This is a genomic window from Spirosoma lacussanchae, assembly GCF_005870035.1.
Taxonomy (GTDB): Bacteria; Bacteroidota; Bacteroidia; order Cytophagales; family Spirosomataceae; genus Spirosoma; species Spirosoma lacussanchae.
The window spans coordinates 2,495,475-2,517,730 of the sequence record NZ_SWJG01000001.1; the positions used below are offsets into that span (position 1 = coordinate 2,495,475).

Consider the following 22,256-nt stretch of genomic DNA (forward strand, 5'->3'; position numbering starts at 1 on the left):
CTGTGGTCAGCGGGCTTCTTTCGTTCTATTGGACTTAGCCCTTATAAAACACCCATTTCGACAGTTCTTTGTACGACACTTTTTTGCCATACATCAGAATACCTACCCGGTAGATGCGGGCAGCCAGCCAGGTGGTACCCATAAAGCCCAGGATCAGCAACACCATAGACAGGGCCAGTTCCCAGCCCGGCACCCCAAATGGTACCCGTACCATCATAACCACGGGCGAGGTCAGCGGAAAAATTGACGTCCAGAAGGCCAGCGGTCCATCAGGATCACGAATCACGAACTGAGCTACCGCAATGGCGCCAATGATGGGCAGGGTAATCGGAAACATAAACTGCTGGGTTTCTGTCTCGTTATCGACTGCCGCGCCAATGGCCCCAAATAAGGCACTGTAAATGAGGTAGCCGCCCAGGAAGTAGAACAGGAAACAGGCTACGATCAGCGGAATATTGAGCGTATCGATGGCACGCATCACGCTGGTAACGGCGCTCTCCTGCGTCTTTTTCACCTCAGCTGAAGCCGGACCCTGAGCCATGGCCCCGGCGGCTCCGGATGTTTGCATGGCCTGCCGCCCCCGGTCCACCTTATCGCCCATAATGGTTCCGCCAATGGTAAACAGGCCAATGGTAAGGGTGATCCAGAGCAGGAACTGGGTCAGACCAACCAGGGCCACGCCGATGATTTTACCAAGCATCAGCTGAAAAGGCTTAACGGATGAGATAATCACCTCAACAATCCGGTTGGTTTTTTCTTCCATGACGCCCCGCATAACCTGAGTGCCGTAGATAAATACCGATATGTAAATCAGGAAAGCACAGAAATACCCGATAATGGTGGTGGCAATGGCGTTGCTGTTCTTCTCACCCGCATCGCTCAGGTTGATCGTCTGCGCATCGACGTTGACTTTAGCGTCTTCGATCACCTTCTGGGTAATGCCGGCTTCGCTCAGTTTGATGGTTTCAATCTCTTTGCCAATTGCGCGTTCGATATTGTTCTGCAGATCAAGGCTGACGCTCTTCTGCGCAAAAATCTGTACGGTTTTTGGCCTCTCGATGACATCTTTGGGGATAAACACCAGCGCATCGTACCCTTGCTTGACAAACGATTTCTTGGCGACGCTCAACGACTGTTTTTCGTACGAGTAAGTCGTTTCGTCATCATTTTTGAACTGGTTGGTGAACCGGCCGCTTTCGTCAACGACGGCTACTTTTTTCTGGTCGATGGAGCTGACGGCCGCCCAGCCAATGATGGCATAGAAGGCAAAGATCAGCAATGGCCCCAGGATGGTCATGATTACGAACGACCGTTTACGCACCCTGACCAGGTATTCGCGTTTGATAATCAGGAAAATTGTATGCATGGACTTGACAGGTGAATGGCCTTAGACGGTACACGATCCGGCAGCGCGGGCCGGTATTAATCAGTGGTTTCGCCGACGGCCTGGATGAAGATATCGTTCATGCTGGGAATATTCTCGCCAAAAGACCGAACAGCCACCCGATCGAGCAGGTGACGGATCAGTTCGTTGACGGCAGCGTCGGGCGGAATCCGAATATCCGTTCGCTGAAAGTTGTCGTCAGTAGCGGTGGTAGTCAGTACTTCGAAGGCAGGCGGCAGGTCGTCAAGCGTTCCCTGGTACTCGACATGGTAGGTATGGGTTTTGAACTGTTCCTTGATGGCTCGCTTAGGCCCATCGAGCACTTTATGCGATCGGTTGATGAGCGCAATATGATCACAGAGTTCTTCAACCGATTCCATGCGGTGGGTCGAGAAGATGATGGTTTTCCCTTTGTCGCGCAGTTCGAGAATTTCGTCCTTGATCAGATTGGCATTGATGGGGTCAAAGCCGGAAAACGGCTCGTCTAGAATAATCAGATCGGGCTCGTGCATGACCGTGGCCACGAACTGCACCTTCTGCTGCATACCCTTCGACAAATCTTCTACCTGTTTGGTCCACCAGGTCTTGATATCGAACTTCACGAACCAGATTTTGAGCTTTTCCATCGCTTCTTTCTCGGTCAGCCCTTTCAACTGAGCCAGGTAAAGCAATTGCTCACCAACCTTCATTTTTTTGTAAAGGCCGCGTTCTTCGGGCAAGTAGCCAATACGTTTGATGTGATCCGGCTTGAGCCGCTCACCATCCAGAATGACCTCCCCCGAGTCGGGAGCGGTGATCTGATTAATTATACGGATCAGCGAGGTTTTACCGGCTCCATTGGGGCCCAGCAGCCCAAAAATACTGCCTTTGGGTACGTGGAGGCTGACATCGTCCAGCGCCCGATGCTCGGCATACTGCTTGACGATGTGGTGGGTTTCGAGAATATTCACAGAGTTTGGTATAACGTTTAGGTTATCTAACGATCCGACAAATGAACGGGGCCTACACTGAATCAACAACCAATTTACGGATGAACTGCCATTGCGGTATATAGACGGTATAAAAAAACCACAGCCCCGGTCGGGACTGTGGTTTTTTTATAAAGAATACAGCTGGTCAGGCCTTAACAACAATCGTTTTGGCCCATTTGTCGCCAAAGCGTTTTTTCTCATCGCCTAGTACCATCAGGGCGTCAATGACGTTAAAAACCGGGATCATGAGCGACACCTGTCGGGTGATGGCGGTGCCGTAATCACCCAGCAGACCGGCACCGGTGTCTTCTCGGACCGCTTTGATGCCCATCAGCTTTTTCCCGATGCTTTGGCCACCCAGGAAACCGCCCACTTCGGGCAGGGCGTCTTTAACGAGGAAATAGCCCAGGGCGAAAATCATGCCGATGAAGGAAAGCCTGTAACTGATGACGCCCAGGATCAGTAGTGGCACATAAGCCACGACGACATCGATAAGATACGCAATAAAACGCACACCGGCACTGGCTTTGACCTGGGTGCTGAGCGAGGTGAAGGACGATTACACAGGATACGGGTTTAGGTAAAACGGTTTGTAAAAAAATCTCACCTAACCTACAAAATCTCCGGAAACGTTCTGCATTTCTGTTCAGCTACGGCCGCAATCTTTACTAAGCGGTAATCTCTTCAGAATCAATAGGATGAGTGCGGAATTCACCTTCCCATTTAGAGACTACACAGGTAGCGACCGCGTTACCGGCCACGCTCGTGGCGCTGCGCCCCATATCCAGAACCTGGTCGATACCCAGCAGCAGAGCCAGCCCTTCGATGGGTAAATTGAACAGGGACATGGTGCCGGCAATAACGACCAGCGACGCCCGTGGTACCCCAGCAATTCCCTTAGACGTGATCATCAGCGTCAGCATCATCGTAATCTGCTGTTCAATGCTTAGCGGTACGCCATAAGCCTGGGCTATAAAAGCCGTCGCAAAGGTCATGTAGAGCATTGACCCATCGAGGTTGAACGAATATCCCAGGGGTAGCACGAACGAGATGATCCGTTCTGAGCAGCCAAACCGCCGTAAAGCCTCGATGGTCTGCGGAAACGAAGCCTCCGAACTGGCGGTACTGAACGACAGGATGATCGCATTCTTGATTTCGGCCAGCAACGCCAGATAGGGAATCCGCACGACCAGACAGATTACCCACAAAACGACAAAAACGAAAAAGAGCAGCCCCCCAAAGAAGCAAAGAATCAGGTAGGCATAGCCCGCCAGAATACCGAGCCCCTGCTGGGCTACCACGGCTGCAATAGCACCCAGCACCCCAAAGGGCGCAAATGACATCACGTACCCTGTCACTTTAAACATGACATGCGACAAAGCGTCGAGGGCTTTAATCACGATTTTTCCCTGCGCCCCAATGGACCCAACTGCGATCCCGAAGAAAATGCTGAAGACCACGATCTGTAGTATTTCGTTGGTGGCCATGGCATCGATAAAACTTGTCGGTACGATATGGGTAATGAAGTTCTCGAAGGTCATCTTGGGCACTTCAACACCCGTATCAGTTCCCTTGGGAGGCAGGGGCAGGCTCATTACCTCGCCCGGTTTCAGGATGTTTACTACCAGCAAACCAACCACCAGCGACAGAATGGTAGCGAAATAAAAATAAGCCAGCGTCTTGAGCCCGATCCGACCAACGGTACCAAAGTCGCCCAGTTTGGCGATACCCACGACCAGGGTGGCAAATACCAGCGGCCCAATGATCATCTTGATCAGCCGAAGAAAAATTTTGGAAAGTATATTCAGGTCCGTTCCCGAAAATCCAGAGTCAGTTGCTGGAAACAAGTATCCAATCAGGATACCGAGCACCATGCCCAGAAAGATACGCGTAGTCAAGTTAGGGAGTTTCATGCAGTCAGGTTGAAAGCCAGTATGAACAAAAGTAACGCAATCGGAGCAGTTGAGAAAACCGGAGCCGCACAGAAGTAGAGCCAGAGCGCTCAGAAGGCTATCCAGAGCGTGGGCAGCCCGAGATCTTACCCGCTTACGGATGCCGATCTGTCAGCCCGGGCAGGCGGCTAGGTCGGTAATCGTTCAGGCCTTAAAAACCCGTTTGTAGATTGGTTTTCGGTACGCAAACTGCGTCCATAGGAGCGGATACATCAGGTAATCAAAGAGCCAAAACGGGGTTCTGAACGTAATATCGTCGATAACGACGGTTCCGCCCGACTCGTGTCTGACCAGTCGGTGCCGATGTCGCCAGTACCGCAGGAAAAACGGCAGACGCACCCCTTCGTCGACGAAGTAGATTTCATCAGCTGTGGTTTGCTGATCGGTGATCAGGCTTTCCCAGTCCTGACGAAACACCAGAAAATTCAACCGCAGGAGAACGACGTCTCCCCGTAAACAACCATCGAAACGAACGACCTCAACGGGTGGAAAAGGCGGACTGAGCTGATCGAACAACTTGCGATCAAACCCAGACCAGACGTCGGGGAGGGCCGCCTGTACTACGGTTTCGAGAACGATGTGCATGTACTGCTACGTATCAAAGACTCTATATCCGATGAGTTTTCTATACCGCTTAATAAATCTTACTACCGTAAAATTGATAAAGACGCCGATTTTAGCCAATTTGACCAGTCAGAATCGGCCATTTCCAGGTCGACCTAAGCAACTTTACAATCGGTTTATGCATCGGTTCGAGTGGTGGTTTGTCAGGTTAGTCGTTGTCGGATTGCTGACTCAAGCTACCCCGTCCAAGGCTACCGGTCCGGTTTCGGAGTACCTGACCGTACGGAATGGCCTGCCCCAGGGTTTCATAAGCGCCATGCTTCAGGATCAGCGTGGCTTTATCTGGCTGGCAACGCGCGATGGTCTCTGCCGCTACGATGGCACCCGGTTTCAGGTCTATAACCATGATCCCCAGCAGCCGGGGTCACTCGCTTTCAGCAGCCTGACCGGCCTGCGGGAAGATAAAGCCGGCCGAATCTGGATCCGTACGGAGAATAACCATATCGACTGTTTCGACCCCGTAACCGAAAAAACGAATCACCCGTCCAACTCCCCCGCCTTTCGGCAAGTCCTGGGTCGCCACCAACTTACGGGCATCTGGCCCGACCCGTCTGGCAATGTCTGGGTCACTACGCAAACAAACGGCTTTTTCCGGCTGAATGCAAACGGGTCGGTGTCGCATCATCACTGGGCGGCCAGCCACGAGCCCCAGCCGTTGATTCGGTCGCTGCTCCTCGACAAAGGTGGGAATCTCTGGCTGGGTACCAACCTCGGACTCTTTCGCTATACCCCGCAATCGAAGCAGTTTGTCGCCTATCGTATAGCTCAGGGTTTACCCCAGAACGATGTGTTCAGCCTCTACGAACGCCGGGGCGGTACCTTTGTTCTGGGCTTTCCGGGCAAAGCCGTCTTTTTCGACCCTGCCGCTGGGCGGGCTACGAAGACGTTATCTCTTCCAGGATCGCCGAACCAGATCCCGCTATACGCCAGCGACACACGGGGAATCGACTACATCAACCAGCACCGCTACACGGATGAGACCGGTCTACAGCCCTTACCCGCCGATGCAAAGCTTAGCCGTTTCTCGGCCCTGTCTATGCTGGTCGACCGGTCCAATGTGCTCTGGATCGGGCTCGACGGCGACGGGGTCATCAAATACGATCTGAACAAACGTCCGTTTACGGCCTGGCCCTACACCAGCTCGTTCTCGACTGACTGGATGACCCAGCAGGCGGGTATTCCGCTCAGCTCGATCCCTCCCCTGATCCGGCAGCAGCGGCCCGATGCGCTTAGGTACCAGTTCGATAGGCAGAAAAACCTATGGCTCAGCAGTGCCGTAACCCCTTTATACCGCTACAACGCCAGTCAGAAGTCCTTCGAAGCGGTGCCCCCAACGGGTATCGAAGCCCGCTGGTTACCGGGTGGGTCGTTTCGCATGACCGCGCTGGCTACGGGGCCGTCGGGTGAAATATGGGGGTTGCTGGGGCCCGACAACCGGGCCGTTGTCCGGTATAATCCCACCCTTTGCACATTCACCGCCTTCCCACTTCCCCTCCCTGCCAACAATCCCTATACCATCATGGGTATGCTGGTAGACGGTGGCCGGATCTATCTGGCGACGCAAAGTCATGGCTTGCTGCGCGCTGATTTATCGACCCAGCGACTGGTACGCTGGTACGCTCAGGCATCGGATAACCAGTCAATTCCCAACAACGCGCTGCTGTGTCTGGCGCAGGACCCGGCGCAGTATAATCATTTATGGATCGGCACGTTCGGTAGCGGTCTTTGTCGACTCGATAAGCTCACGGGGCAGATACGGCGCTTTGGCGTGGGGCAGAGCTTACCCAACAATGTGATCTATGCCATTCGTCCCGATGGACAGGGTCATCTCTGGCTCAGCACAAACCGGGGGCTTTGCCGATTTGACAGTCGCACATTTGAGGTCCGCAATTACACCACCGACGATGGTTTGCCCAGCGAGGAGTTTAACCGGTATCACGACGTTGCCCTGCCCGACGGGCGGCTAATCTTTGGCGGCATTGGTGGGTATACCGTCTTTGAACCCGGCCAGGTAACCGACGATGCCTACAAACCGCAGGTTGCCCTAACTGCCCTTCGGATCAACAACCAGCCCGTGCGGGCTACAACACCCGGCTCCCCGCTCGCGCAGGACATCGACCAGACCACGGATATTGACCTCAACCATGACCAGAACTTCCTGGCGTTTGATTTTTCGGCCCTCCAGTTCAACAAGAGTGGTAAGAATCAGTACCGCTATAAGTTGACAGGGCTGGATAAAGACTGGATTTACAGCGGTAACCAGACCTCCGCTACCTACACCAACCTCCCTCCCGGCACCTATACGTTCGTCGTCAACGCGTCCAATACCTCCGGCATCTGGAGTCCGCATGCGCGGAAGGTCAGGATCGTTATTAATCCGCCCGTCTGGGCAACCTGGTGGGCCTATACCGGGTATGTCCTGCTGCTGATTGGTGCCATCGTGCTGTTCCTGCGGGTTCGCATCAACCGGATTCAGCTCCGCAGCCGGATCGAACTTCGGGAGCAGGAGTCGGCGCAGCTCAAACAGCTGGATGAAGTCAAATCCCGCTTTTTTGCCAACATTACCCACGAGTTGCGTACGCCATTGACTTTAATTCTAACACCGTTAGATCAACTTCTGGAAGAGATCACGGACCCGCAGCATCACAACCGGCTCGCCATGGTACACCGGAGTGCCAACCGGCTTCTGCGGCTTATTAACGAATTACTGGATCTGGCTAAACTGGAAGCCGGCACCCTAACCGTTACCAATGTTCCGGGCGATCTGGCCGAGTTTGTCGAACGAACGGTGTCGGTCTTTAACGAAGAAGCCCAGCGTAAAAGGGTTAACCTACGGGTCAAGTCAACCATTTCACAACCGCACTACTGGTTCGACAGCGACAAACTGGATAAAATCCTGAGTAACCTGCTGGCCAACGCCTTCAAATTCACGAACTCCGGCGGCTCCATTTCGGTCCTGCTCGAGTTGGCCCAGCCCGCGCCCAGCCTGTCGGAGCCAGCCGGACCATCGACGGTAGCCTACGAACGGGTTCGACTCACGGTGAGCGACAGCGGTAAAGGCATCGATCCTGACAAGCTTCCCTACATATTTAACCGGTTCTATCAGGCCAGCCCCTCCTCCGACCAATCGGTGACCGGCTCGGGTATTGGCCTAGCGCTGACTAAAGAACTGGTCGAGATCATGCAGGGCTCTGTCAGTGTATCGAGCAAGCCATCGGTGGGCACCACGTTTGTGGTCGAGCTACCCTGTCTCCCCGCCCGTACAATCGCATCACCTGCTCCGGCAACTAATGCTGTCCTGACCGGTGACCAGGCTGGTCGAAGTCCTGCCAGCGATGCGCATACTTACCAGCTATTATTGGTTGAAGATAACGACGAAATAGCCGGTTACCTGGCTGACATCCTAAGCAAACACTGGCTCGTGAAGCGGGTTAGCAACGGCCAGGCCGGGGTTGAAGCCGCCCTGGCTGACACACCCGATGTGATCATCAGCGATGTGCTGATGCCCCAACTGAATGGGTATGAACTGTGCCGCCAGGTAAAAGCCAACCCCGCCACCAGCCATATTCCCGTTATTCTGTTAACTGCCAAAACAGCCGTCGAAAGTCGGACAGAAGGGTTTTCGGCGGGGGCAGACGATTACATAGCCAAACCGTTTGATGTGAATGAACTGCTGGGGCGCATCCGCAATCGGCTCGACCAGCAGCAACGACTACGCCAGCACCACCGCAAACTGCTGTTGCGCGAGGGTCATCTGCCTAACTCCAGCGCCGACCCGGAAGACGACTTCATGAACCGGGTCTATACCGTACTGGAAAGCCGGCTCGATGATTCTACGTTCGGGGTCGAATCGCTGGCTTCGGCTATTGGTATCAGCCGGATGCACCTGAACCGGAAACTGAAAGTGCTGACGGGCTTTACCCCCAATGAGCTGATCCGTGTGGTGCGGCTCAACCGGGCTGCCGAGCTACTGCTGACGGGTGCGTCCATTTCCGAAGTAGCCGATCGGGTTGGTTTCGACACGCCCGCTTATTTCTCGAAAGTTTTCAAAGAACACCATCACCTGACACCAACTGATTTTGTAGAAAAGAATCGACAGGAAGTTGTGTAAGCGGTGTTTTGTCTCCTCATTTTGTATTAATCCCACTTTAAATTAGCCATTTTGGTCCATTCAATCGGCTTTACAGGCTGAGTTGGGGGCATGTTACAAATTTTATAGGGCGTGTTACAAATCAGCAAGTCCCTGGACGAGATCGAAGTTAGTATTGTGTAGTGATCCTAACTATCTGTAAAACCTCTCTACCAGATACTCATGACCTATTATTCGTCTGCCTCAGCGTCGGTTCGTACCATGCCCTCTGAATGGCCTCCTCTAAAGCTGTACCTCCGCGAAACCGGTCGTCAGTCATTCTCTGTAGCTGATTTAGTATACCTTCAGGCCGTAGCTAATTACAGCTGGCTGAACTGGGTAGACGGACGTCGGATGCTGATGCCCCGTACGTTAAAGTATTACTCGCCGAAACTGCCTACCGAGCTCTTCATCCGGTTGCATCGCAACTGCGTCGTTAACAAACGGTACGTAGATCGGCTCGAACGTACCGAAACAGGTGGGCTCGTTCACCTGTCGACGGGGGAAGTATTGCCCGTATCCCGTCGCCGGTGGGGTACCGTTCGTCGGCAGCTGGCCCACAATATGCCACATCTCAATTAATCATATTCTGGCTTTTCGCTTCTACTCCAACAGCCTTGCAGACAAAGAGCCCCGATCAACATGATCGGGGCTCTTTGCGTATAAACAGTAACGAACGAAGCGGTAGTCAGTCTCTACATGTTTTCCAGCACACGTTCCATAGACACTTCCTGACCGATTCGGCTTTTCAGCTCGCTGATTGGCACCCGAATCTGCTCGGTCGTATCGCGGTAGCGAATGGTAACGGTATCATCTTCCAGCGTCTGGTAGTCGACCGCAATACAGAAAGGAGTTCCTACCAGATCCTGACGGGTGTAACGCTTGCCAATAGCATCACGCTCTTCCATAACGACCCGGAACTCCGAACGCAGCGACTTCATGATCTGCTCGGCTTTCTCGGGCAGGCCATCTTTACGAACGAGCGGGAACACAGCTGCCTTAATAGGCGCCAGCGCCGGGTGCAATTTGAGATACGTCCGCTCTTTCTGATCGTCGCCTTCGCCAACGGTTTCTTTGGTAAAGGCATTACAGAATACCGCCAGGAACAGCCGGTCGGCACCGACCGATGTTTCAACTACGTACGGAATGTAGTTGCCGTAGGGTTTGCCGGTTGCCGGATCGATATCGTTATCGAAATACTGTTGCTTTTTGCGGCTCAGCTCCTGGTGCGACTTTAGGTCAAAGTCGGTGCGGGAGTGGATACCTTCCATTTCGCGGAAACCAAATGGAAACTGATATTCAATGTCCACGGCTGCGTTGGCATAGTGGGCCAGCTTCTCATGGATGTGAAATTTGAGTTTCCCGGCCGGCAGCCCGATGGCTTGGTGGAACTTCATCCGGGTATCCCGCCAGCGTTCGTACCAGTCCATTTCGGTGCCTGGCCGTACGAAGAACTGCATTTCCATCTGCTCAAACTCGCGCATCCGGAACGTAAACTGCCGGGCCACGATCTCGTTCCGGAAGGCTTTCCCGATCTGGGCGATACCAAACGGCACCTTCATCCGACCCGTCTTCTGCACATTCAGGAAATTAACGAAGATGCCCTGCGCGGTTTCGGGCCGCAGGTAGATCAGGCTGGCGTCTTCGGCCAGCGAGCCAACCTGGGTGGAGAACATCAGGTTAAACTGCCGAACCTCAGTCCAGTTGTCGGTACCCGATACAGGATCTTTGATGCCTTCAGCAATGATCAGATTACGCACGCCCTCCAGGTCGTTTTCGCCCAGCAGGCGTCCCATCTCTTGCAGGAGCGCCGTACTGCGGGCGTCATCACCGGCGTTGGCGTATTCTTCAGCTTTAAGCTCCAGCAGCTGGTCGGCCCGGTACCGCTTTTTAGAGTCGCGGTTATCGATCATCGGATCGTTGAATGAATCAACGTGACCCGACGCTTTCCAGGTCAGGGGGTGCATGAAAATAGACGCGTCGATCCCCACCACGTTATCGTGGAGCTGGGTCATGGCTTTCCACCACAGCGTTTTCAGATTATTTTTCAGCTCAACGCCGTTCTGCCCATAGTCATATACGGCCTGCAGACCGTCGTAAATCTCAGACGAAGGAAATACGAAGCCATATTCTTTGGCGTGGGCGATGATGTCTTGCAGCGAAGTCGCTGGTGGTCCGTCGGTACGGGCTGGAGTAGTATTCATACGTGGGGACAAAAATACAATACCAGCCGAATTATTTCGCCTGCTCCCGTAAATGACGATCTACTGACAGGTGCTCACTCGTCAGCGCGGGGCTCTTACCTACCCTGCCTGGGACAGTACAGACAACAGTCAGCAGCCAGGATTAGCTACGTATATCCGCTATTGAGTGACAAACGGCCGGGCTGACAGTCTGAGGCACGTCTGTATTTGCCCGTATCATCGATATGCTCACCCGCATCCTGTCGTTCGTCCGTGATTATTTCGGCTTTTCCCACAACAAAACCAAACTAATCACAACAGGCTGAAAACCAACGTACTTCACTGTTTCAACTTGCTGAGTACCCTCACTCGTACTCATTAACCACGGATACCTATATATAAGGTACCTGACAAGTAGCCCGATTACCCTAATATCCAGCCTGCAGCCGTTTCGCTGAATCCCAACGAAGTCAGGATGTCCAGCGGCCCGGCTGGCAGTGTCGAAGCGCTGGGACGAAACCCATGTACTTCTACGCGGCCAGGTATAAAGTATTCGGTGGCGTGGCTACTTGACGCCGGAAAATTTATGGCCAGTTGCCGGAACTCCCGGTTGGCTTCCAGCACCTCTTTTTGCAGTTCTTCGTTGCGCTGTTTCACTTCGGCTAACTCCTTTTCTTTCAGCTCCAGCTGCCGGAGCAGGGTAGCGACATCAGCAGACGGTTCAGCCTGATCGGCTGGCGGTGCGGGGGCAGGCATGGGCAGGCTCAGCGCTTCACGCAATACTTTCTCCTGGGGGTAGAATTTCAGGATACTCATAACAGTTTTTAATGTAGGCTTGTTGCGCCCACTGATCACGTAGTACAGGTGTTGCGGGTTGACCCCCATTTCACGGGCAACGGTCTGATAACCGCCTTTGCGTTCCAGAAACGCGCATAGCGCAGCCGTTACTTCATCGACTACGACTTCCTTAATGTTCTGTGTCTTCATAATCGTTTTATATATTTTACCGTTTGCTTGCAATTTTATTACCACTTGCTTAGATTTGCCCTACGTCAACCTATCTAATTGAGTATAGGCAATCATATGGTAAAACAAATGTAAGCAATTGACATGAAAAAGCCAGTAAGAAAGTACACAGACAAGCAGATTGACCTATTAAGCGGTCTAATTAAAGGAGGACCGTATTTGCCCGAAGTAAAGGCAGAACTAGAGAAAACGGGCCATACGTACTCAGATGGGCACATTTACCGGGTTATTCACGGCGTTCGCCATACCGATGTAATTTGGGACGCTGTACGGGCTGTTTTAGCAAAACGTAAGCAAACGCAAAAGGAAATCGACGCCGATCTGGCTGAATTAGCCGCTTAATCCTCCCCTATCCAGTATAAACAAGGCATTTTACGGGATTCCGTAAGCAGGTGGTATTCGTGTCTCTATAAATTCTTTTTACCATTTGCTTGCATATTCATTACCATTTGCTTAAGTTTGTCATGTAATCAATCGCAACCAACACCAACCAATACCATGTCTGCAAAAAACGCCAAAGCCGCCCGCCGTGTCCTGTCTACGCTTCGTTTCCCCGCCGTCAGTGAAAACACACCGCTCATGCCTGCTACCCCCATCAATCACAACCGCCGGATTCGCCACTTAGCCCGGTCGCTGGGTGTAGGGGTGTTTCAGGCTGCCCGCGTGTATGCTGCCCGTAAAGGCTACTCAATGCCTACCATCGAATGCGTTAACCCGACCGGCCAGACGCTCGAAGACTTCAAAGAGCGGCTGAATTTCATCAACGGCTAATCAATCACCAACACCAACCCCCTGCAATCATGACTCAGGAATCTGTCAACCCGACACCTCAAGTGAATAGCTGTCCGGAGTTCCCATACTTCGGCGCAAGGTACCCAGACGCCCGGTGCATCAACGGCTACCTGTGGGATATGGACAGCTACGACGATGGGTATTTCACCATTGGCGGAGAGGAGCCCTGCCCGTTCTGCAATACCGAAGAATACTTAGAGCAGAGCGTAGACGAAGAGAATCCGCGTGAGGAAGTGCTAAAAAACATTGAGTACGTACGCCGGAAATACTCCTAATCAATCACCAGCACCAACCCCCTGGACAAACACCACTATGACCCTCGCCCGCAACTGCCAACTCAACTCGGCCCGACTCGGAGCCCTCGACCTGCAAGACGAAACCAGCATTTACGCGCTGGCTACTCTGACCGAAAACGAAGCCGGTGGCTACTGCACGAGCATTCAGCTAACCAACGCCTACCCGTACGCGGGTCAGATCAAACTGGAATTCGACGTAACGACCGTATGCGTAGTAGACAGCTACGACCGGTTTGAGCCGGGTAGCAGCAACGAGACGGCGACGGTCAGTGAGACGGTTAAGCTAACCTTAGAGAAATCGACAAAGCTGACTGATCTGGGGCGGCTGGTGTCGGATGCGGTGCGGAGTGTAAAAGGAAACATTCACGCGTAAACCATACCACGATGACTGAACAGCAATTTACCGTTCGCATTGACGGCACCTGTAACGACTACACGCACGGCGTTATGGATGACCGGGAGTTTCGAGACTCGATCATGGATACAGTTATCGAGTTGGTAGGCAACCACCTACCGGCTCCCCTGCGTCTGTTGTCCGAAATGACCGCTGATGACTACCGGCAAATGATTGCCGATGTACACGGCGAGGAAATGGCGGCACGATACCCCATCTACAAAGCGCACTACATGCATTTGAAGGAAGGCAAGCGGTTAAACTCGTTTGCGGGTTGTGACGGGTCGGGTAAACAGCTGATGGGTCATGATCTAGCCCGAATCCTGTCGGATTCATTCTTCTGCGACTGGCTGGACTACAAAGGCTTTGCCCGCCCCCGCTGGGCTGCTGACGGCAAATCGGTGCCGTATGATGCGTGCAACCCTGTCATGTCCTACTAACCCCCCCCTCTACCCATGTTCACCCTAACCGATTTTCTGTTGGCGTACGGCAAAGCCTGTCTGTATCTGGGTTTGCCCCTGTTTCTCATCCCGTTCGGCCCCAACATGCTCCGCTACTTCTTCCGCGACACGAAAGTAGGCCGGGCGCTGTCGGCCTGGTGGTGGTCGCGTAGTGACGACACGCTGGGTTTGTATCTGGCGCTGGGTAGTCTGCTGGTGCTGGTGGTCCTCACATGGATTCGTAACGCCAAATAAGATGGATCAGATACCAGACACCAATCCGATTATGAACGACGTAGCGGCAATCCAGCTACAGGAGTTATTCGGCCCCAACGCAACCGTTACCGACGTCGAAGTTGACGAAACGTGGGTGCATTTCTGTCTACCCGCCAGCGACGTACAGGATTTCCCCAGCCCGGTCAAGCTCACGATCTACGGCATTCACGACGGTAAACTCGAATGCAGCCTGATACTCTGCGAGCTGGCCGAGCAAATCCGCTTCAAGGATTTTATAACCGTCAGTTTTCCGAAGATCATCAAACAGGCCAAAGAAAGGGGTGAGACGCTATGAAACGGTTTGCATCGGTCTGTACGGGTGTCGGTCTGTTTGAACTGGCGGCCCACTGGAATGGCTGGGACTGCGTGTTTACCTCCGAAATCAAACCCTTCTGCCAGCGCGTACTGGCCAAACGATTCCCCGATACGGCCCATTATGGCGACTTTACAACTAAGCATTTTCGAGCCTTTGCCCGAAAGCACTACCGAAGCCGGATCGACGTCCTTGCCGCCGGACTGCCCTGCCAGCCCTTCAGCGTCGCCGGGCTCAAAAAAGGCCAGCTGGACGAGCGTCATCTCGGGCCCGCGTTTGTCGAACTCTGCGCAGCTATCCGGCCCGCTTGGGTCGTTGTCGAAAATGTTGCTGGATTCGTCGAGATGGCACTCGACGACTTCGCATCTGCAATGGAAGCGAAAGGTTACACGGTCCGGCCGTTCGTACTACCAGCTTGCGCCGTTGGCGCCCCGCACGTCAGGAAACGAGTATGGATTGTTTGCTACAACCCCGCCAACGCCGACAGCATCAACGGGCGGCTCGAACGGGAACGCACCGGCCGTAACCGATCGGGGCCACGGTATCAATCTGGAGGGAGTGCTGCAGACGTTGCCAACGCCTACGGCTCGCAGCGGAACCGGAGCCGGATTACACGGAACCGGCGGGCCAAACCTGCAGACCGTATTGCGCGACTCCATCCCGACGCCAACCGCCAACGGCAACCACAATCGGAAAGGACTGACCAAAACCAGTCAGGACGGGCTGGCTACGGTGATCAAAGACAGTTTGCCAACGCCCGCAGCGAGGGATTACAAGGGAGCCAACTCAGCGGAGCATCTGGCCAGAGATCGGGGGCATCACGATCAGTTGCCGAACGCGCTGGCTTTGGCGGGTGGGCCGAACACTGGTTTGAAGCTGCAACCCGAATTCACAGAATGGTTGATGGGCATGCCACTGAACTGGACCAATCCGGATATGGAAGTGGATTACTGGCAGACGGCACCGGCAAGCGCTATCGAACACAGAGACTTGAGGCATGCGGAAATGGCCTAGTCCCGCAAATACCCTATGAAATCTTTCGAATGATTGACCAATGCGACAACCCCCTAGAACATGCCAGTAAAAACGAGAGAGTTAGCGAATAAAACCTGCAAGACCTGCGGAAGTGAGTTCGGGCGCAGGCGCTTTAACGGAAGACTTGAAGACGCGTCTCGGTTTGAGGGCCGACTTTTTTGCAGCCAATCGTGCGCGAATACCAAATCAAACCCCTCTGACCGAACCACTTTTCATTTACGCGCACGCAGACACATCAAGTCAGCCTGTCAGGAGTGTGGTACAGCATCCGGGCTTGAGGTTCACCACATAGATCGAAACATCAAAAATAACGATCCAGAGAATCTACAAACCTTGTGCCGATCCTGTCACATGAAACTACACTGGAAAGAAGATGAAAAATTCAACAGACGAGGTGGATGATGGGGATGCCGCCGGGCTGGACAGATCCGGAGCAGGAAGTCAACATCTGGAGTACCGCCCCACAGGACGCTATCGAACGGCGCGACTCGAAGCAGGCGGCAACGGACTAGTGGCACACATTCCCTACGAACTATTCAGACTCATCGACCTAGTATGAACCAATCCGAACGTACGGCTGCCCTGCACAACGCAGCCTTGAAAGCCGTTTTCTGCAACAGCATGATGCTGGAGGTATGCGACGCACTGACCAGCACCACCCTTTACAAGCACGACCGCAAACAGCGCATCAACGCCCTGACCAAAGACCTTGAATCGTTTCTGGCTGGCTTTTACAAAGGCATCAGCGAAGAGGAGGAAAAGCAGTATTACGCCATGGTTCGCAGCATGGAACGGCTGGCTACGCTGCTGGCTACGATGCCGCCCCACCAGATGGACCAGGCCCACGCGCTATTAAAGTCATTCCAGCAGGGAGAAGTCTACGTAGCCAGCACAGAGAAACAGGAAAGCAACCTGATCAACCAGAAACGTATCAAGCCCCTCACGCCATGACTCGCAGAAACCTCTACACCCTCTACATCATTGCCGGTCTGCTGCTGGCATCGGCCATGGTCGCCCACACGCTCCGCGCCAGGGTTATGGCGCCCCAGATATACGCCCGCTATTAATTACCCTGTCTGTTATGGAACTGCTGGAAAGAGAATTAGAAGATATGATTTACGAAGCCGGAAGGACGCCCGAAAGCCGGGCTGATCTGGCAGCGCGCGGATTGCCCTTGAACGGTGTTCTGACCCGACAATTACAGTTGCCGCCTTACGGCATCGCCGATCTGGTCTCATTAACCTACGAAGGGCGATTTAGAAGTAATCCTGATCATCCGGAAGCTCGCATCCGACACTTTGTTGTAGACATATACGAACTGAAACGCGGGCCAATTACCTACAAAACGCTGGGTCAAGCCTGCCGATACAAAACCGCCCTGGAAGAACAGTTTGGCCAATATGCCAACTACAGAACCAAGTTTGATTTTCGCATCAATCTGATTGGCAATTACCTGGATAGGCAGGATGAAGACTTTATGCACCTGCTGGCATCAATGCCATTGATTAGGGTGTACTCGTTCTATTTTACCTACTCAGGCCTTCATTTTCGACATGAGCGACCAGAGGTTGAGGTTGGCGGCTCCGCTAATCCCGGACAGCTTTACAGGTTCAAAACCAAAGGCTTTTTAAGCACCCTGATTTACTCGAGTAAGCCGGAGCCCCTTTAATACCCCTACCGTCATGAATGAATTTACCGGCATCTGGATACCGGCCGAAATACTGGCGCTGGACGACCTGAACCTGACAGAAAAGGTGCTGGCGTCTCAGGTGCTGATGCTGTCGCGTACGGGTGAATGTACGGCGAAGAACGCGCACCTGTCGGCTCAGGTTGGACTGACCGAAACGAGTATCAGCCTTACCCTGAAGTCGCTCAAAGCGAAAGGCTACATCTGTATCGAAGATGGCAAGGACAAGGGTAACAAGCGCCAGATGTACCCCTCTTTAAAAATCTTAAATACCCTGTGTAAAAATCTTAAAGAGGGGTGGGATGGTGTTAGCCCCCCCTCTTTAAAAATCTTAAAGAGCCTGTTTAAGATTTTTAAAGAGGCTACCCAAGAATCTTATACACCCTATTTAAAAATCTTAAATACCCTCTTTAAAAATCTTAAAGAGCCATATATAAGGAATGAAAATAAAGAAGAAAGTAAAATAGAAAGTAAAGAAGAAATAGAGTGTGTACCGGTCAGCGCTGACGCGCCGACTCTTTCACCAACTGATGAGGCTGTTGATCTCGAAGAAAAAAAAGAAAGCCCCCAACCCCCAGTTCCGGCCGCCCCCCTTCCCCCGGTCGAGATCGAGCCCGCCACCCAGCCCGAACCAGCGACTGAACCGCCCGCCAAAGCGCCCCGGTCCCGGTCCAAACCCAGCGCCGAGCCGACTATCGTAACCCGCATTCGGGATCTGATCAAATCCCGTAACGAAAGCTACTACTGGGAAGGCAAAGACGCCGGGGCCGCTGCCCAGCTGGCCACCAAGCTCCGAAGCGCCATTACCCAGAAGTCGGGTACCTGTACCGACGACGACATCATCAACGCGCTGACGGTCATGCTCGACCGAACGGCCGAACTCAAAGAATACTACCACTTCGCCAGTATGGCCCGGTTAAACAGCCAATTCAATGAAATCATCACCCAGCTCAAACGACCAGCCGCAACGGTCGGCATCAACAACCCAGGCGCTTACTCACGTCTCCAGCGACCAACAGACGCCGAATTTGCAAGCGCAATTGATGAGCTTGCTGAGTTCAAGTACCGTCGGTTCAATTCTTAGCCAGCCCAACAGCCCCGCCAAAATGATTCTGGCTGAACTGAAGCGCGAAACCTCGCTGGAGAAGGCCCACGAATCGCCTAAAATGGTTGTCGTCAAACAGCGGATCGGCGAAGAAAACCTGCACAAACTGCTGTGCTTCATTCTGAAGGATTTTCAGGATAGTCTGAAGATCACCAACCCGGCCAATGAAATGTCGGCATCGGAAATCTTCGAAGCGGCCGACCGGCTGATGGGAACGCGGGAAGGTGAGTACGGCTACGAAAGTGTATTCGACATCATCATGGCCTTCAAGCACTTCAAAGCCAATCCGTTCGAGCTGTTCAACGCATTCAGCGACATCAAGCTAACTAAGATCATTACCAACTACCTCGAACTGAAAGCCGATTTTCTGGAAAAACTCAACCGCCAGCCCGGCCGGGATGCCCAGAAAAAAGAGCCGCTGACGCTCGATCTGATCCGGAGTGAATACGCGCTTTCTCAGGCTGGACAGCCCACCCAGGGCGACGCCATCAACCAGCAACGCCGTCAGGAAGACTTGAAGCGGCCCGCCAACTGGCGCCAGGATGAAGCCTACCGGAAAGTGCTGGCCAGCCGTGACTGGTCGAAAGGCTATCAGGCTGAAGATACCTCCTACGAAGACGTAACCGACAACTAATCACCCGAATGAACCAGACCCCCACGACCGACGACCAGCGCCCGATGATGAAGACCTACCCCCTTGCCAGCCGCAAAGCCCGTTACTGCTTCGGTATCGACCCGGACCTGATCAAGAACGGTGTTGCTATCTGGGATACGTCCCTGCGCCGAATCATTGACAGCCGGACGCTAACGTTTGCCCGGACGCTTCAGCACATTCAGTCCTACCCCAAAGACGAGGTTCTTGTCTACGTCGAAGCGGGCTGGCTGAATAAAACCAAAAACTTTCACGCGGTCCATTTGCCCGACCGGCTCCGCAAAGCTGACCCGTCGGCTCAGGTTCGCTACGTGTCGGCCGTTCGGGAACGCATCGCCCACGACGTTGGCCAGAACGCAGCGGCCGGCAAACTGCTGATTGAGATGCTGACCGAACTAGGCTACGCCGTCGTGACTATCCAGCCGACAGCCCGCAAATGGAAGCCCGAAGACTACAAAAAGTTTACCGGGCTCGACTGCAAGAACCAGGAGCGCATTGATGCTGCAAGGCTTGTCGTCGGTCTCTGATCACTCTTACCGCGCTAAGAGTAAACGACCAATCAGCTTTCAACCCAGTTTTCACCTATAACCAATTCAAACCATGTGGTATCAATCCAAAGTAAGCTACCGGCTGCAGGATAACTTCGGCAAATGGAAATCCTACACTGAGCAGTATTTACACGATGCTGTCTCGTTCAGCGACGTCGAAACCCAGATTTACAGTGTACTGGAAGGGCGTTTGACCGACTTCGAAATTAAGGGCATCAGCCTGGTTAAGTTCGAGGGCGTCTACGAACCGCACGTTGGGGGCGATTTCTACAAAGTCACCATCCTGACCGAAGACACGATCGAAGACAAAAAATCGAACAGCGCCCATCTGGTAGCCGCTGCCGATGTTGTCGACGCGGAGCGCCGGACGGAGAAGTATATGAGCGGCTGGCTGAGTAACAACACGATCATTGCCGTTGTCAAATCGCCTATTCTGGGCGTGTGGCACCCCTTCAGCGAAGACTGGCAGAACGATTTCAAATCCCGTCAGGCCGATCTGGCCGACAGTGGCCGCGAATCAGCCGACGTCAACCAGATGAATATTCCCTTTGGCGAACCCGTAGAAGCCTAACCCCAACCCCTGCCGGCATGGGCCTGACCGCCTGTGCCGGTAGTAACCAACCACATCCAATGAACGCAATTGACCCCCGCGACCTGATGGTAGGCGCGTATGTGATGTATGAAGGCCAGCCCTTTAAGGTAGACGACATATCCCTAGTTCAAGGAGTATCGCTGAGTGCCGGATACAACTTTATTTGCGATGTTTCTTTTGCCCGACTCCAGCCCATACCCATAACGCCCGAATGGCTGGAGCGGTTGGGGTACACAGAAAGAGCCGCGCTGGGCGGAATGAAATATACTCCCTCACAAGGAGAAGCTGAAGTCTATTACTATCGCTCTAAAGACTCCTACCGACTTCTCATTTGCAGCGAGCAGATTGCTTTAACCAGCGTTCACCACCTGCAAGTCCTAGTCTGGCACACTGAGCGCGTAGCCCTCACGCTGCCAAATGGCCAAAGTCACTAAACAACCGGTGCGGGTCGTAGCGGGCCTGCACCGGGAACACAAAACGTACTTCCGGATCACCATCTACGACAACAACAGCATCCGGATTGAACGCCCGTTCTGCTCACTCGCTACCCGTCAGGAGTGGCCAACCCTTGATGAAGATAACTGGACACCGCACTACCATCTGATACACTCAATCATTCCGTTTAAAACCAACCAATTATGAATAATCTACAGAAGTTAACCGAATTGCAGAACAAGATTGGCTACGTAGCGGGTGAAGTACACCCGGTTGCTATGCTGGGTTTGCTGGGCGAATGTGGCGAAGTAGCCGGAGCTGCTAATTACATGACACCCAAGGCGAAATCGTTAACGCAGGATGGCTTTTTCGACTTTACCAAAACCTGTCAACAGTTTGTCGATGTGGCTGCTGACATCGATGCGTTTAAAAAGCGCCTGCGTGGTAGTCAGCCGGGCGAAATACATTTTGCCGTAAAGCCGGATGAGTATGAATTTAACGGCGAACTGGCTGATCTGTTTTACTACCTGAACGCGGTTGCCATTGGTCGGGGGCTAACGATTGAGGACTTAGCCAAAATCAGCTACGATAAGGTAATGGCGAAGCGCGGGATCGTTCGGGAAGGCGACCCGGCCCGGTAATAACGCTCCGGACTATTTTTAGCCGGAAAAGTGGAATATTTTTAACCCGAAATTGTAAAACGATGAAGCTACTAATTAACCTCATAGGCGCAGTGATCATAGCCGCCATAGTTGCCGGAGTTTCTTACATGCTGTATGGTATGTACTATAACTTATATGGCCACAAAAACACCTACGAAATAACGCAAGAGGTGTTTGCCGAGACCGAGGGAGATAGGATACCCGGTGCGTATCGAATCGAAACAAAAGGTGATTGGTATTGGGGTCGTAGCTACCTTGAATACGATCGAGCTTACCAGCACAATGCCTACGCGTCGGCCAGCAATCTGGATCAGCGTCTGAAAGACGAATACGCAAAAGCAGAGGTTCGCCTGAAGATCATACAGCGCGCCCGAAGTCGATAGTAAACGCGCCTGTTTTAACTGAAAAAACTAAATAAGCCATGTATTTACACATTCCCAGCCCCCCATTTGAATGTTCGGCCTGCGGAGCCGTTAACAATGTTGATGTTGTCAGTAGGGAAGAATCCAACTCATCGGGTCTATATCAGGTAGGGTATGTTCGCTGTCGGTCGTGCCGACATGAGCGGGAAACCAGCCGGGTCACCCTGTACCAGAGCAAAGCCGTTACCTATCAACTGCATGAAGACTTGAATAAAACGCGCGTCTTTTAACTCATCCCTGGAGCTGCCGAAGACCAACGCACCGCGTCGGGGTTTGATGTAGGCAGAACGGGGTTACAAAAAAGCCGCTCCCGAACCCGGGGCGGCTTTTTACATTCA

The 22,256-nt window shown here is 53.1% G+C and carries 29 protein-coding genes; 22 read left to right on the forward strand and 7 right to left on the reverse strand.

All coding sequences use genetic code 11. The features are described from left to right. Positions 1 to 34: 34 nt before the first annotated feature. The 5 genes from FBR45_RS10320 to FBR45_RS10340 form a co-directional block, all read right to left on the reverse strand. A complete protein-coding gene (locus FBR45_RS10320; RefSeq protein ID WP_138501737.1) occupies positions 35 to 1,366 on the reverse strand; it encodes an ABC transporter permease in 1,332 nt (443 codons plus the stop codon). 56 nt (positions 1,367 to 1,422) lie between these two features. Continuing rightward, on the reverse strand, positions 1,423 to 2,334 hold the full coding sequence (locus FBR45_RS10325) for an ABC transporter ATP-binding protein (RefSeq protein WP_138501739.1): 912 nt from the start codon (positions 2,332 to 2,334) through the stop codon (positions 1,423 to 1,425). Between the two features lie 166 nt (positions 2,335 to 2,500). Beyond that, positions 2,501 to 2,869 (reverse strand): RDD family protein, encoded by a 369-nt coding sequence (locus FBR45_RS10330; RefSeq protein ID WP_138501741.1) that lies wholly within the window; start codon positions 2,867 to 2,869, stop codon positions 2,501 to 2,503. A 154-nt stretch (positions 2,870 to 3,023) separates the two neighbouring features. Continuing rightward, positions 3,024 to 4,268: a dicarboxylate/amino acid:cation symporter gene (locus tag FBR45_RS10335; RefSeq protein ID WP_077921004.1), complete on the reverse strand. Its 1,245-nt coding sequence runs from the start codon at positions 4,266 to 4,268 to the stop codon at positions 3,024 to 3,026. Between the two features lie 183 nt (positions 4,269 to 4,451). Next, the gene (locus FBR45_RS10340; RefSeq protein WP_138501743.1) at positions 4,452 to 4,892 is read right to left on the reverse strand and encodes an SRPBCC family protein; all 441 of its coding nucleotides are present in this window, start codon (positions 4,890 to 4,892) and stop codon (positions 4,452 to 4,454) included. A 157-nt stretch (positions 4,893 to 5,049) separates the two neighbouring features. Between FBR45_RS10340 and FBR45_RS10345 the strand changes: the two genes are divergently transcribed. Both FBR45_RS10345 and FBR45_RS10350 read left to right on the forward strand, forming a co-directional pair. Next, positions 5,050 to 9,042 (forward strand): hybrid sensor histidine kinase/response regulator transcription factor, encoded by a 3,993-nt coding sequence (locus FBR45_RS10345; RefSeq protein ID WP_138501745.1) that lies wholly within the window; start codon positions 5,050 to 5,052, stop codon positions 9,040 to 9,042. A 201-nt stretch (positions 9,043 to 9,243) separates the two neighbouring features. After that, positions 9,244 to 9,642, forward strand: coding sequence for a LytR/AlgR family response regulator transcription factor (locus FBR45_RS10350; protein WP_077921007.1), 399 nt, complete (start codon positions 9,244 to 9,246; stop codon positions 9,640 to 9,642). Between the two features lie 113 nt (positions 9,643 to 9,755). Here FBR45_RS10350 and FBR45_RS10355 read toward each other — a convergent pair whose 3' ends face one another. Both FBR45_RS10355 and FBR45_RS10360 read right to left on the reverse strand, forming a co-directional pair. After that, on the reverse strand, positions 9,756 to 11,264 hold the full coding sequence (locus tag FBR45_RS10355) for a glycine--tRNA ligase (protein ID WP_138501747.1): 1,509 nt from the start codon (positions 11,262 to 11,264) through the stop codon (positions 9,756 to 9,758). A 402-nt stretch (positions 11,265 to 11,666) separates the two neighbouring features. Continuing rightward, complete coding sequence (locus FBR45_RS10360) at positions 11,667 to 12,230, reverse strand: hypothetical protein (protein WP_138501749.1); 564 nt, start codon at positions 12,228 to 12,230, stop codon at positions 11,667 to 11,669. A 123-nt stretch (positions 12,231 to 12,353) separates the two neighbouring features. On the opposite strand from FBR45_RS10360, the gene FBR45_RS10365 reads away from it, so the two are divergent. The 20 genes from FBR45_RS10365 (at position 12,354) to FBR45_RS10455 (ending at position 21,879) form a co-directional block, all read left to right on the forward strand. Continuing rightward, complete coding sequence (locus FBR45_RS10365; protein ID WP_138501751.1) at positions 12,354 to 12,611, forward strand: hypothetical protein; 258 nt, start codon at positions 12,354 to 12,356, stop codon at positions 12,609 to 12,611. Positions 12,612 to 12,767: 156 nt separating this feature from the next. Further along, positions 12,768 to 13,040, forward strand: coding sequence for a hypothetical protein (locus FBR45_RS10370; protein ID WP_138501753.1), 273 nt, complete (start codon positions 12,768 to 12,770; stop codon positions 13,038 to 13,040). Positions 13,041 to 13,069: 29 nt separating this feature from the next. After that, positions 13,070 to 13,336 (forward strand): hypothetical protein, encoded by a 267-nt coding sequence (locus FBR45_RS10375; protein WP_138501755.1) that lies wholly within the window; start codon positions 13,070 to 13,072, stop codon positions 13,334 to 13,336. Between the two features lie 37 nt (positions 13,337 to 13,373). Further along, entirely contained in the window at positions 13,374 to 13,730 is a 357-nt protein-coding gene (locus FBR45_RS10380) for a hypothetical protein (RefSeq protein ID WP_138501757.1), read from the forward strand. A gap of 11 nt (positions 13,731 to 13,741) precedes the next feature. Then, positions 13,742 to 14,191 (forward strand): hypothetical protein, encoded by a 450-nt coding sequence (locus FBR45_RS10385; RefSeq protein WP_138501759.1) that lies wholly within the window; start codon positions 13,742 to 13,744, stop codon positions 14,189 to 14,191. A 15-nt stretch (positions 14,192 to 14,206) separates the two neighbouring features. Further along, entirely contained in the window at positions 14,207 to 14,446 is a 240-nt protein-coding gene (locus FBR45_RS10390; RefSeq protein ID WP_138501761.1) for a hypothetical protein, read from the forward strand. A 1-nt stretch (position 14,447) separates the two neighbouring features. Then, the gene (locus FBR45_RS10395; protein WP_138501763.1) at positions 14,448 to 14,762 is read left to right on the forward strand and encodes a hypothetical protein; all 315 of its coding nucleotides are present in this window, start codon (positions 14,448 to 14,450) and stop codon (positions 14,760 to 14,762) included. Continuing rightward, the gene (locus tag FBR45_RS26855) at positions 14,759 to 15,886 is read left to right on the forward strand and encodes a DNA cytosine methyltransferase (RefSeq protein WP_138501765.1); all 1,128 of its coding nucleotides are present in this window, start codon (positions 14,759 to 14,761) and stop codon (positions 15,884 to 15,886) included. Before FBR45_RS10395 ends, FBR45_RS26855 begins: the two co-directional genes overlap by 4 nt. Beyond that, positions 15,855 to 16,217, forward strand: a complete 363-nt coding sequence (locus FBR45_RS26860; protein WP_138501767.1) for an HNH endonuclease signature motif containing protein — start codon at positions 15,855 to 15,857, stop codon at positions 16,215 to 16,217. The genes FBR45_RS26855 and FBR45_RS26860 overlap by 32 nt, the downstream gene beginning before the upstream one ends. Beyond that, positions 16,189 to 16,374: a hypothetical protein gene (locus tag FBR45_RS26345; protein WP_171044800.1), complete on the forward strand. Its 186-nt coding sequence runs from the start codon at positions 16,189 to 16,191 to the stop codon at positions 16,372 to 16,374. Before FBR45_RS26860 ends, FBR45_RS26345 begins: the two co-directional genes overlap by 29 nt. After that, positions 16,371 to 16,766 (forward strand): hypothetical protein, encoded by a 396-nt coding sequence (locus FBR45_RS10410; protein WP_138501769.1) that lies wholly within the window; start codon positions 16,371 to 16,373, stop codon positions 16,764 to 16,766. The genes FBR45_RS26345 and FBR45_RS10410 overlap by 4 nt, the downstream gene beginning before the upstream one ends. 130 nt (positions 16,767 to 16,896) lie before the next feature. Beyond that, positions 16,897 to 17,484, forward strand: a complete 588-nt coding sequence (locus FBR45_RS10415) for a hypothetical protein (RefSeq protein WP_138501771.1) — start codon at positions 16,897 to 16,899, stop codon at positions 17,482 to 17,484. 13 nt (positions 17,485 to 17,497) lie between these two features. Continuing rightward, complete coding sequence (locus FBR45_RS10420; protein ID WP_138501773.1) at positions 17,498 to 18,586, forward strand: hypothetical protein; 1,089 nt, start codon at positions 17,498 to 17,500, stop codon at positions 18,584 to 18,586. 22 nt (positions 18,587 to 18,608) lie between these two features. Continuing rightward, complete coding sequence (locus FBR45_RS10425) at positions 18,609 to 19,241, forward strand: hypothetical protein (protein WP_138501775.1); 633 nt, start codon at positions 18,609 to 18,611, stop codon at positions 19,239 to 19,241. 8 nt (positions 19,242 to 19,249) lie between these two features. Beyond that, the gene (locus FBR45_RS10430; protein ID WP_138501777.1) at positions 19,250 to 19,786 is read left to right on the forward strand and encodes a hypothetical protein; all 537 of its coding nucleotides are present in this window, start codon (positions 19,250 to 19,252) and stop codon (positions 19,784 to 19,786) included. A 73-nt stretch (positions 19,787 to 19,859) separates the two neighbouring features. Continuing rightward, positions 19,860 to 20,378, forward strand: a complete 519-nt coding sequence (locus tag FBR45_RS10435) for a DUF4494 family protein (RefSeq protein WP_138501779.1) — start codon at positions 19,860 to 19,862, stop codon at positions 20,376 to 20,378. Positions 20,379 to 20,437: 59 nt separating this feature from the next. Continuing rightward, a complete protein-coding gene (locus tag FBR45_RS10440) occupies positions 20,438 to 20,833 on the forward strand; it encodes a hypothetical protein (RefSeq protein ID WP_138501781.1) in 396 nt (131 codons plus the stop codon). After that, positions 20,817 to 21,041, forward strand: a complete 225-nt coding sequence (locus FBR45_RS10445; protein WP_138501783.1) for a hypothetical protein — start codon at positions 20,817 to 20,819, stop codon at positions 21,039 to 21,041. The genes FBR45_RS10440 and FBR45_RS10445 overlap by 17 nt, the downstream gene beginning before the upstream one ends. Beyond that, positions 21,038 to 21,475 (forward strand): hypothetical protein, encoded by a 438-nt coding sequence (locus tag FBR45_RS10450; RefSeq protein WP_138501785.1) that lies wholly within the window; start codon positions 21,038 to 21,040, stop codon positions 21,473 to 21,475. The genes FBR45_RS10445 and FBR45_RS10450 overlap by 4 nt, the downstream gene beginning before the upstream one ends. A gap of 62 nt (positions 21,476 to 21,537) precedes the next feature. Further along, positions 21,538 to 21,879, forward strand: a complete 342-nt coding sequence (locus FBR45_RS10455; protein WP_138501787.1) for a hypothetical protein — start codon at positions 21,538 to 21,540, stop codon at positions 21,877 to 21,879. Positions 21,880 to 22,256 lie beyond the last annotated feature (377 nt).

What these genes read in the sequence shown, in the direction of transcription:
- FBR45_RS10375 (WP_138501755.1), top strand. Translation starts at nt 13,070, where the DNA reads ATGACTCAGGAATCTGTCAACCCGACACCTCAAGTGAATAGCTGTCCG.
- FBR45_RS10455 (WP_138501787.1), top strand. Translation starts at nt 21,538, where the DNA reads ATGAAGCTACTAATTAACCTCATAGGCGCAGTGATCATAGCCGCCATA.
- FBR45_RS10385 (WP_138501759.1), top strand. Translation starts at nt 13,742, where the DNA reads ATGACTGAACAGCAATTTACCGTTCGCATTGACGGCACCTGTAACGAC.
- FBR45_RS10440 (WP_138501781.1), top strand. Translation starts at nt 20,438, where the DNA reads ATGAACGCAATTGACCCCCGCGACCTGATGGTAGGCGCGTATGTGATG.
- FBR45_RS10370 (WP_138501753.1), top strand. Translation starts at nt 12,768, where the DNA reads ATGTCTGCAAAAAACGCCAAAGCCGCCCGCCGTGTCCTGTCTACGCTT.
- FBR45_RS10395 (WP_138501763.1), top strand. Translation starts at nt 14,448, where the DNA reads ATGGATCAGATACCAGACACCAATCCGATTATGAACGACGTAGCGGCA.
- FBR45_RS10430 (WP_138501777.1), top strand. Translation starts at nt 19,250, where the DNA reads ATGAACCAGACCCCCACGACCGACGACCAGCGCCCGATGATGAAGACC.
- FBR45_RS10355 (WP_138501747.1), bottom strand. Translation starts at nt 11,264, where the DNA reads ATGAATACTACTCCAGCCCGTACCGACGGACCACCAGCGACTTCGCTG.
- FBR45_RS10345 (WP_138501745.1), top strand. Translation starts at nt 5,050, where the DNA reads ATGCATCGGTTCGAGTGGTGGTTTGTCAGGTTAGTCGTTGTCGGATTG.
- FBR45_RS10350 (WP_077921007.1), top strand. Translation starts at nt 9,244, where the DNA reads ATGACCTATTATTCGTCTGCCTCAGCGTCGGTTCGTACCATGCCCTCT.
- FBR45_RS26860 (WP_138501767.1), top strand. Translation starts at nt 15,855, where the DNA reads ATGCCAGTAAAAACGAGAGAGTTAGCGAATAAAACCTGCAAGACCTGC.
- FBR45_RS10365 (WP_138501751.1), top strand. Translation starts at nt 12,354, where the DNA reads ATGAAAAAGCCAGTAAGAAAGTACACAGACAAGCAGATTGACCTATTA.
- FBR45_RS10425 (WP_138501775.1), top strand. Translation starts at nt 18,609, where the DNA reads ATGATTCTGGCTGAACTGAAGCGCGAAACCTCGCTGGAGAAGGCCCAC.
- FBR45_RS26855 (WP_138501765.1), top strand. Translation starts at nt 14,759, where the DNA reads ATGAAACGGTTTGCATCGGTCTGTACGGGTGTCGGTCTGTTTGAACTG.
- FBR45_RS10435 (WP_138501779.1), top strand. Translation starts at nt 19,860, where the DNA reads ATGTGGTATCAATCCAAAGTAAGCTACCGGCTGCAGGATAACTTCGGC.
- FBR45_RS10340 (WP_138501743.1), bottom strand. Translation starts at nt 4,892, where the DNA reads ATGCACATCGTTCTCGAAACCGTAGTACAGGCGGCCCTCCCCGACGTC.
- FBR45_RS10450 (WP_138501785.1), top strand. Translation starts at nt 21,038, where the DNA reads ATGAATAATCTACAGAAGTTAACCGAATTGCAGAACAAGATTGGCTAC.
- FBR45_RS10380 (WP_138501757.1), top strand. Translation starts at nt 13,374, where the DNA reads ATGACCCTCGCCCGCAACTGCCAACTCAACTCGGCCCGACTCGGAGCC.
- FBR45_RS10390 (WP_138501761.1), top strand. Translation starts at nt 14,207, where the DNA reads ATGTTCACCCTAACCGATTTTCTGTTGGCGTACGGCAAAGCCTGTCTG.
- FBR45_RS10420 (WP_138501773.1), top strand. Translation starts at nt 17,498, where the DNA reads ATGAATGAATTTACCGGCATCTGGATACCGGCCGAAATACTGGCGCTG.
- FBR45_RS10410 (WP_138501769.1), top strand. Translation starts at nt 16,371, where the DNA reads ATGAACCAATCCGAACGTACGGCTGCCCTGCACAACGCAGCCTTGAAA.
- FBR45_RS10415 (WP_138501771.1), top strand. Translation starts at nt 16,897, where the DNA reads ATGGAACTGCTGGAAAGAGAATTAGAAGATATGATTTACGAAGCCGGA.
- FBR45_RS10360 (WP_138501749.1), bottom strand. Translation starts at nt 12,230, where the DNA reads ATGAAGACACAGAACATTAAGGAAGTCGTAGTCGATGAAGTAACGGCT.
- FBR45_RS26345 (WP_171044800.1), top strand. Translation starts at nt 16,189, where the DNA reads ATGAAAAATTCAACAGACGAGGTGGATGATGGGGATGCCGCCGGGCTG.
- FBR45_RS10320 (WP_138501737.1), bottom strand. Translation starts at nt 1,366, where the DNA reads ATGCATACAATTTTCCTGATTATCAAACGCGAATACCTGGTCAGGGTG.
- FBR45_RS10335 (WP_077921004.1), bottom strand. Translation starts at nt 4,268, where the DNA reads ATGAAACTCCCTAACTTGACTACGCGTATCTTTCTGGGCATGGTGCTC.
- FBR45_RS10445 (WP_138501783.1), top strand. Translation starts at nt 20,817, where the DNA reads ATGGCCAAAGTCACTAAACAACCGGTGCGGGTCGTAGCGGGCCTGCAC.